The 6279-nt window shown below is 40.9% G+C and carries 8 protein-coding genes; all 8 read left to right on the top strand.

Features of this window, described 5'->3' with window-relative positions:
• Positions 1-507 precede the first annotated feature (507 nt).
• The 8 genes from HG263_RS21945 (at position 508) to HG263_RS21910 (ending at position 6195) form a co-directional block, all read left to right on the top strand.
• Positions 508-912, top strand: coding sequence for a type IV pilin protein (locus tag HG263_RS21945; RefSeq protein WP_171628206.1), 405 nt, complete (start codon positions 508-510; stop codon positions 910-912).
• Positions 899-1366 carry a pilus assembly FimT family protein gene (locus tag HG263_RS21940; protein ID WP_171628205.1) on the top strand — a complete coding sequence of 156 codons (468 nt, stop codon included), beginning with the start codon at positions 899-901 and terminating at the stop codon, positions 1364-1366. Before HG263_RS21945 ends, HG263_RS21940 begins: the two co-directional genes overlap by 14 nt.
• Positions 1357-1779 (top strand): type IV pilus modification PilV family protein, encoded by a 423-nt coding sequence (locus HG263_RS21935; RefSeq protein ID WP_171628204.1) that lies wholly within the window; start codon positions 1357-1359, stop codon positions 1777-1779. The genes HG263_RS21940 and HG263_RS21935 overlap by 10 nt, the downstream gene beginning before the upstream one ends.
• A gap of 1 nt (position 1780) precedes the next feature.
• A complete protein-coding gene (locus HG263_RS21930) occupies positions 1781-2296 on the top strand; it encodes a PilW family protein (RefSeq protein WP_171628203.1) in 516 nt (171 codons plus the stop codon).
• A 3-nt stretch (positions 2297-2299) separates the two neighbouring features.
• Positions 2300-4057: a polymer-forming cytoskeletal protein gene (locus tag HG263_RS21925; protein ID WP_171628202.1), complete on the top strand. Its 1758-nt coding sequence runs from the start codon at positions 2300-2302 to the stop codon at positions 4055-4057.
• A 156-nt stretch (positions 4058-4213) separates the two neighbouring features.
• The gene (locus HG263_RS21920; RefSeq protein ID WP_171628201.1) at positions 4214-4774 is read left to right on the top strand and encodes an RNA polymerase sigma factor; all 561 of its coding nucleotides are present in this window, start codon (positions 4214-4216) and stop codon (positions 4772-4774) included.
• On the top strand, positions 4767-5243 hold the full coding sequence (locus HG263_RS21915) for a hypothetical protein (RefSeq protein ID WP_171628200.1): 477 nt from the start codon (positions 4767-4769) through the stop codon (positions 5241-5243). The genes HG263_RS21920 and HG263_RS21915 overlap by 8 nt, the downstream gene beginning before the upstream one ends.
• A gap of 10 nt (positions 5244-5253) precedes the next feature.
• Positions 5254-6195 (top strand): DUF4097 family beta strand repeat-containing protein, encoded by a 942-nt coding sequence (locus tag HG263_RS21910; RefSeq protein WP_171628199.1) that lies wholly within the window; start codon positions 5254-5256, stop codon positions 6193-6195.
• Positions 6196-6279: the final 84 nt, after the last annotated feature.

Genomic DNA, 6279 nt, shown 5'->3' with positions numbered 1-6279 from the left:
TTTTCCAAGCTACCACACTGTTTTAACCCTTTTCACCACGTAGGTCGTGATAAGCGAAGCGCCATCCGACGTTTGAGGTGTGAATCCCTCAGCAGCAGCTAAACCAGCTCACTTCACCTTGCGCAAAAAGAGTGTAAGCATTGCGCTCTTTGCCATTAAGCTTTTTCAGCGCTACGTTTTTCCAAGCTACCACACTGTTTTAACCTTTTGCACCATGTAGGTCGTGATAAGCGAAGCGCCATCCAACGTTTTTGCGGCAACTAAATTGGTTCATATTGTTAGCGCGAGCTATTCTCGCTCTGGCTAATTTTTTAGAACAATGCTTTTTCAACCTAGATATAGCATACTTAGTGATTAATCTTCGGGTTGTATTTTAGCCATATTGATTAGTTTTTTATCGTACAATGTGCATATATACAGACTATAATAATTAAGTATTATTAAATAAGCTGGTACAATCAAAAAAACGCTCTTGACAGCGCTGTCTTTAATTTGGGTAAATTTAATATGCGAAACCGTGGCTTTTCATTGTTAGAGTTATTAATTGCATCGGCGATCGTTGCAATACTCGGTGTGTTAGCTTATCCCACATACTTAAATGCTGTTCAAGAAGGCGTCCGCTCAGAAGCTCAGCAAGAATTATTAAAGACCGCAGTGATTCTTGAGCGTTTATATTCGAGAAATGGGGGGTACCCAGATAGCGACAAGTTCGACGCGCTGCCAACACTTGAACATTACAATTTTAAGTATGAACATAAAAATAAGCCTAATGGTGGTGCTAATTTTACGAGTAGAGAGTTTTTGCTCACTGCGACACCAAAGACGACAAGTATGCAGGCGAGTGATCATTGTGGAGAATTAACCATTGACCATATAGGTACTCAAGGGGCCGCTGAAAATGGTTGTTGGTAGTCATTTTAATATGCAGAAGGGCTTTTCTTTGGTTGAGCTTGTAGTGGTTTTGGGGATTATCTCTATTTTGGCATTGGTAGCGATGCCTTCATTTATAACTCAAATAAAGCAAGATAGATTAACTAACAACGCTAATCTTTTAAGTGCTTTTTATAAATATTCGCGTAGTGAAGCAGTTAAACAATCAAAGAGTGTACAGCTTATTGACAGTAATTCGTCATGGCTTTTAAAAGCACGTGAAAATGGGGTACTAGTGACAATCAATCAGTTTTCTGCCACAGATACTTCCATTCAAATCAGTTATGTAGATCGCACAATAAGTACCACTGGAGAAATAGACCTAGCAGTTAATATGCTTGTGACTGACAATGATCCAAGTACTACAGACTATAGATTTTGTATCCTTCAAAGCGGTCAAAGTTGGGTGAGTAAGGCGGAAGAAAATTGCACATAAGTAAAGGTTTTTCCCTCATTGAAGTAATGGTCTCGTTAGTTATAGCAAGTATTGCCTTATTGGGATTAGCTGCTACACAACTGAAGACACTACAATACGCAACAAACAGCTTTGACTACACAATCTCCTTGCTCCAAGGACAAAATGCAATGGAGCGAATATGGTCTCGATTATGTGTCATTCAGCATGATGACCCATCTCTTTTCCAAGATCAGACATTTAGGGAATGGTTATTACCTCCTCTGGCTATGCGAAGCACATTTACTGTATCGGTACCAGAGGTATATAAAGACGAAATGGTGATCACAGTTAGTTGGGTTGATGAGCGAATGAAGGAAAATATTGATGGAGCAAATCAAGTGACGTTAAATGCCACATTCATGAGCTTATTGTCTACCTGCACGAGGAGTTGATATGCAAAGAGGGTTCTCTTTAGTTGAATTGATGGTTGCGCTTGCTGTTGGCTCGTTCTTACTTGCTGGCATTGCAATGTCTTATACTGCGATAAAAAGCACTGTGTTGACGACCCAGCAATTAGCAAATGCTCAAGAAGTGCTCCGTTACACCAATCAGATTTTATCGAGAAGCATTAAACAAACATTTGAAGCTCCTGTGGTTTCTGGAAATGGCTTGATATTAGAGGTAAAGCAAAATGCAAATAGCCCATCTTGCCAAGGAAGTGTACCTACCATTGAATACAAAGAGGTCTATACTTTAAGTAATGGATATATTACTTGCGACATTGTAAATAATGATACAGGAGAAAGCTTAGGGTCTTTGAACCTTTTAAGAGGAGTAGAGGCTTTACAATTTGGTAGTAGTCGTAGTGGTCGTCTAATAGACGTTACCGTTACGCCAGTCAATGTACCGACACAGTTTGCAAATGGCATCGTCATTAGCCTAGCTGCTACTAGGGTAATTATGAGGTAAATCATGAAGAAGCATAGAGGTTTTACACTTGTTAAGGTATTGCTATTGAGCACAATGGCAGGTGTAGTAGTGTTTGGCGCAATGAAAGAAACTTTGGTACAGGAACGGCTATCAGGTAACTTTCAAAAGAGTATGAATGCACGCTTTTTGTCTGAAAAAGGTATTTATATTGTTGCGCAGCGTTTAAGAAATGAACTTATTCAATCGCCACTTTTGACGCGAGATGAGCTTATCTCAACACAGGGGGTTTATACCGGTGGTGGCGAGTTGGGTGATGATTTGAAATACGATGTAACCGTATCCGCACATCCTACGGATGAAAGTCTTGTTGTGATCACGAGTTCAGGAGAGCGCTATAGTGGTGACTCAAACGATAAGATAATTGCTTATTACAAATTTACAAAAGGAACGGTTTCACCTGTACACGATAGCCTACTCGCAGGCTGTACGGGCGTGTATTTGCAAGGCAGTGGTTTGATAGATAGTTATGACTCTTCCGTTGGTAGCTATGAGCAAACTAAAGCGGGCAACGCAATTATCAATACGTCCAGCACAAACGGCGACGTAACGATAAAGGGGCACTCCATTATCAAAGGCGATGTGAATGCTGCTGGGTCTGTATATATGTTAGGGTCATCACCAATTTATGGTGACGTTATGGCCAATGGTAATGTAGAAATATCTCCAGGAGGTGGTATTCGTGTCGATGGCAATGTGTTAACCGTTGGTAATATAGAACATTTAGGCGGTGAAATTACTGGATATGTACGTGCTAATGGCAATGCTACCATGAAATGGGGGGCAAGCATTGCGAACCTGAATAATGATGACTTTGATATTCAGTACGGTGGTACAGGAACTTTTCCTGATGGCAGTGACTTTTATCAAGATGGTGTACACTACTCGTCAAGTCGTTTTAACGTTGACCCTCAAATAGCCGCAATTGATGCCCCAGGCGTAGGATCAGCCGAGTGCGACCCACTCGCAATTGTAGACAATATGGCTCAAGTGATTGGTAATAGCAGCAGCTATCCATATTACACGGTAGGTGCAAACGATTACTATACATTCACTCCGCAAAGGCTGATTTACGAAAGACGGAATGGAAATAGTGGTAACAGTAATGGCGATCCAACGATAATTTGGGCCTCTGAAAGCGATGTCTATGTTTTTGACAATATAACTCAACGTTATGATGATTTAGGCTCATCAACGTCAGGCAATGAATACGTCTACACGATGAAAGGTTTTGATGTCGGCAGTAATGGAAACGTAATTATTCAAGGCGGTGATGTCATATTCTTAGTTGATGGAGACTTCTCCATCAAAGGCGGATCCTCAATGACAATTAAAGCTGGCAGTTCATTAAGTATCTTTGTCACAGGAAATGTAGAGCTTGGTGGTAGTGGCAACGTTTTTGTTGAGCAACATGGTATCGCTACAAGTGGGCATGCTGCTTTTAATATATATTCGGCTAAGGCGGGTGAATCAGTATCACTCAGTGGTAATAGCGATATGTACGCAGTGGTTTATGCGCCTCTTGCTACCATTGGTATCCAAGGGAACGGCAGTATATTTGGGAGTGTTATAGGCTCCTTCATTAGCGGTATAGGCAATGCTGATTATCATTTTGACGAGGCCTTAAAAACCCTAGACTTAGGTGTGGGCTCTGGTGGAAGTGGCTCAACTTTAACCCCGCCTTCATTGGTTTTCGACCGCTGGTATTATCGATTACCTGAGCGTGTCAAAGAAGAAAACTAAAAGATGCCCTTCATTAGAAGGGCTTTTTCATATTTATACATAAAAAATTTCCAGCCTTTTAAACCTTTTTCACTTTTAGTCTCGTCTAACATAGTAACTTGAAAGCAAATGGTATTTATATCAAGCTAGCTTTACCAAGATAAAGGGAAAATAACGATGTTAATAGATGCCAGTCAGGCATTGTCAGATAAAGAGCAACTGCCAATAGATGAGCTGATTTTGCGAGTTCAGCAGGGTGATCAGAGTGCTTTTGAGCTGCTTTATAGAAAGCATGAAAAGCGAGTCTATGGGCTTTGTCTAAGACTGTTGGCATCTCCTGAATATGCTGAAGATGTAACTCAGGAAGTGTTTGTACAGCTTTGGAACAAGATAGCTCAGTTCCAAGGACAATCACAGTTTTCAACTTGGTTGCACAGTGTTACGAGCAATATAGCAATCAGTTACTTGCGCAAACATAAAAACTGGCTGCAAAAAGTAGTCAGCATTGAGGGCTGTGGTATGGACGAGCAAGCGAGCAATATGTGTGAAGGGTTGAATGGTCTTGATAAATTGGTTGTTCGTTTACCAGAGCGTGCGCGCTTAGTGTTTGTTCTACACGCAGTTGAAGGTTATCGACATGAAGAAATCGCCAATATGTTAGATATGGCAGTAGGGTCAAGTAAATCACAATATCATCGCGCTCGCCAGTTATTGCAGGAGTGGTATAACCATGAGTAAACCTGATTTTGAGCAGTTTCTAAAAGAATCGCTTGAACAAACAAAAGAAGTCGCACCAAAACGAGATTTATGGCCTGGTATTGAACGAGCTTTAGTCACACAAGGTCACCAACAAACGCAATCAAGTAGTTATTGGCCAAAACTAACGGGGGTTGCAGCGTGCACCATAGCCGGCCTTTTAGCTTGGCAGGTTGTTATGAAGCAACCTCAGCAAAATACGATGACAGATATTAGCGCCTTTTTCGAGCAGCAAAAGCAAAGCTTGTTAGTACAGTACGAATCGCAACCTGCGCTGACTTCAAATTGGCAAGAGCAGCTTCAAGAACTTGAAAATGCAGAGCAGGCTGTAAAAGTTGCATTGCAGAGCGATCCTGAGAATGCGGCATTGCTGAAGATGCTTGCTCAGGTGTATCAACAACAATTGGATTTAATAAACAAGGTGCATGAGCCTCGTTGGCAACAAATTTAGGAGTATGAATATGAAAGCATTATTAATGGGTTTAGCACTGCTGCCTCTGGTAGGTTTTGCAGCAGAGCAAATAGATGAGCAGATCACAGTGCCTAGCAATGGAAAAATAGTGATTGAAAATCAACGAGGTGACATCACCATAAAGACGTGGGGTGAAGAAAGTTTTAAGGTTACTGGCTCACTTGATGAAAAAGCAAAAGGCTACAAACTAGAAACTAAAGGGTCAGTTACCGAGTTTATAGTACAAATGCCAAAGCAGTATAAAGGCTGGAAAAATACCAGTGAGGGGTCGCAACTCACTATTTATATGCCCAAAAGTAGCGAATTAAACTTTGAAGGTGTCAGTGTCAATATAACAGCCAGTCAGCTCTACGCGGGCACTTATATTAAAACGGTCAAGGGTGACATAAGAGTTGAAGATCTCAAAGGCAGAATATCTCTACAAACCATAAATGGTGATATAGATGGGGCTAACTTAAACGGTAACATCCACTACGAAACCGTTAACGGAGAAATCAAAGATAGAGACTCTCAAGGAAAGCTAAAACTAGATGCAGTGAATGGGGAGATTGAAAGTGATACGAGTGCGCAAGATGTGCGTTTGGAGAATGTAAATGGCGAAGTTGACTTACGCATTAATGAACTGAAAGATTTACAACTTAACACCGTCAACGGTGAGATAGATGTACGTATTAAAAAGCTCAAAAATAATGCAAACATTAATATGGAAACTGTGAGTGGCGATTTACGATTATACTTACCTGATGATATCTCTGCACGCTTTGATATTGATGTACACGCGGGTGGTAAAGTTAAGAATGAACTGAGTGAACATGAGATGAAAAAGGCTAAGTGGGGACCATCAGGTGAATTAGAGTTCGTGTTAAATGGTGGAGATGCGGATGTAGAAATTAATACGGTCAGTGGTCGTATTGAACTGAGGAAAAACTAATTAGCTAATTAGCGCCACCATCTATCCCAATGGTGGCGCATTTTCTAATTTCACCATGCTTGGCATATAACATTGCACTTATCG

The organism is Pseudoalteromonas caenipelagi (assembly GCF_013140855.1).
In the GTDB taxonomy this organism is placed as follows: domain Bacteria; phylum Pseudomonadota; class Gammaproteobacteria; order Enterobacterales; family Alteromonadaceae; genus Pseudoalteromonas; species Pseudoalteromonas caenipelagi.
The sequence above is the reverse complement of the archived record's forward strand: the minus strand, read 5'-3'. Positions and strand labels throughout refer to the sequence as shown.

Bases quoted from the DNA above. Each gene is read 5' to 3' on its own strand.
- HG263_RS21945 (WP_171628206.1), top strand. From the start codon at position 508: ATGCGAAACCGTGGCTTTTCATTGTTAGAGTTATTAATTGCATCGGCG.
- HG263_RS21940 (WP_171628205.1), top strand. From the start codon at position 899: ATGGTTGTTGGTAGTCATTTTAATATGCAGAAGGGCTTTTCTTTGGTT.
- HG263_RS21930 (WP_171628203.1), top strand. From the start codon at position 1,781: ATGCAAAGAGGGTTCTCTTTAGTTGAATTGATGGTTGCGCTTGCTGTT.
- HG263_RS21925 (WP_171628202.1), top strand. From the start codon at position 2,300: ATGAAGAAGCATAGAGGTTTTACACTTGTTAAGGTATTGCTATTGAGC.
- HG263_RS21920 (WP_171628201.1), top strand. From the start codon at position 4,214: ATGTTAATAGATGCCAGTCAGGCATTGTCAGATAAAGAGCAACTGCCA.
- HG263_RS21915 (WP_171628200.1), top strand. From the start codon at position 4,767: ATGAGTAAACCTGATTTTGAGCAGTTTCTAAAAGAATCGCTTGAACAA.
- HG263_RS21910 (WP_171628199.1), top strand. From the start codon at position 5,254: ATGAAAGCATTATTAATGGGTTTAGCACTGCTGCCTCTGGTAGGTTTT.